General features: G+C 60.1%; 1 protein-coding gene. It reads left to right on the top strand.

Annotated elements, in window-relative coordinates:
• Window positions 1-1,636, top strand: a 1,636-nt coding sequence (locus tag RNA01_RS23140) for a helicase-like domain-containing protein (RefSeq protein WP_170253624.1), incomplete at both ends; no start/stop codon positions are given.

Raw genomic sequence — 1,636 nt, 5'->3', positions numbered from 1 at the left:
GGATCGCACCGACCGGCTGGCCCGCAACTACAATGACCGTTTTAACAACATCGCGCCGCGCAAATTCGACGGCTCTCATCTGAAACTTCCTGGCGCCTCTGGTGCCTTTGTTCTTTATGGGCACCAGAAACGCGGCATCTGGCGGATCATTACCGATGGCTCGACCTATCTTGCCCATGCCGTCGGCGCCGGCAAGACGATGACCATGGCGGCTGCCATCATGGAACAGCGCCGGCTTGGCCTGATCGCCAAGGCCATGCTGGTCGTGCCCGGGCATTGCTTGGCGCAGGCCGCCCGCGAATTTTTAGGCCTCTATCCGAATGCCCGCATTCTCGTCGCTGACGAGACCAACTTCACAAAGGACAAGCGGGCTCGCTTCCTCTCGCGTGCCGCAACCGCCACCTGGGACGCGATCATCATCACGCATTCGGCGTTCCGGTTCATCGCCGTGCCGTCTGCCTTTGAGCAGGAGATGATCCAGGACGAGTTGCAGCTCTATGAGGATCTGCTGACCAATGTCGACAGCGAGGACCGCGTCTCGCGCAAGCGCCTCGAGCGGCTGAAGGAAGGTCTTCAGGATCGGCTCGAAGGCCTGGGGACCCGCAAGGATGATCTTCTCACCATCTCGGAGATTGGTATCGACCAGATCGTCGTCGACGAGGCGCAGGAATTCCGCAAGCTATCCTTCGCCACCAACATGTCGACGCTGAAGGGGATCGATCCGAATGGCTCGCAGCGCGCCTGGGATCTCTATGTCAAATCCCGCTATATCGAGACGAAGAACCCCGGCCGCGCACTGGTGCTCGCTTCCGGCACGCCGATAACCAATACGCTCGGCGAAATGTTCTCCATCCAGCGCCTGCTTGGGTATGCAGCACTTGCCGAGCGCGGGCTGCACGAGTTCGATGCGTGGGCGTCCTGCTTCGGCGATACAACTACGGAATTGGAGATCCAGCCATCCGGCAAATACAAGCCTGTCAGCCGCTTCGCTTCCTTCGTCAACGTGCCGGAGCTGATCGTCATGTTCCGCTCGTTTGCCGATGTGGTGATGCCGGATGACCTGCGGCAATACGTGAAGGTGCCCAACATCTCGACCGGCCGGCGGCAGATCATGACGGCCAAGCCGACCGCACTGTTCAAGACCTATCAGCAGACCCTCGGCAGCAGGATCAAGGCGATCGAGCAGAGAGAAGGTCCAGCCAAGCCCGGCGACGACATCCTGCTGTCTGTCATCACTGATGGGCGCCATGCGGCGATCGACCTGCGCTTCGTCATGCCGGCGGCCGACAACGAGGAGGACAACAAGCTCAATTTCTTGGTCCGCAATGCCCATCGGATCTGGAAGGAAACCGGGGAAGCCATCTATCGACGCCCCGATGGCAAGGATTTTGAGCTACCGGGCGCTGCCCAGATGATCTTTTCCGATCTCGGCACGATCAATGTCGAAAAGTCCCGCGGCTTCTCGGCCTATCGTTTTATCCGCGACGAGCTGATCCGGCTCGGCGTGCCGGCCTCGCAAATCGCCTTCATGCAGGACTATAAGAAGACCGAAGCCAAGCAGAGACTGTTCGGCGACGTCAGGGCCGGCAAGGTTCGCTTCTTGATCGGCTCCTCCGAGACGATGGGTACCGGCGTG

The organism is Paenirhizobium naphthalenivorans, from assembly GCF_007992095.1.
GTDB lineage: Bacteria > Pseudomonadota > Alphaproteobacteria > Rhizobiales > Rhizobiaceae > Allorhizobium > Allorhizobium naphthalenivorans.
Note: the sequence above shows the minus strand (reverse complement) of the source record. Positions and strands in the feature narration are given on the sequence as shown.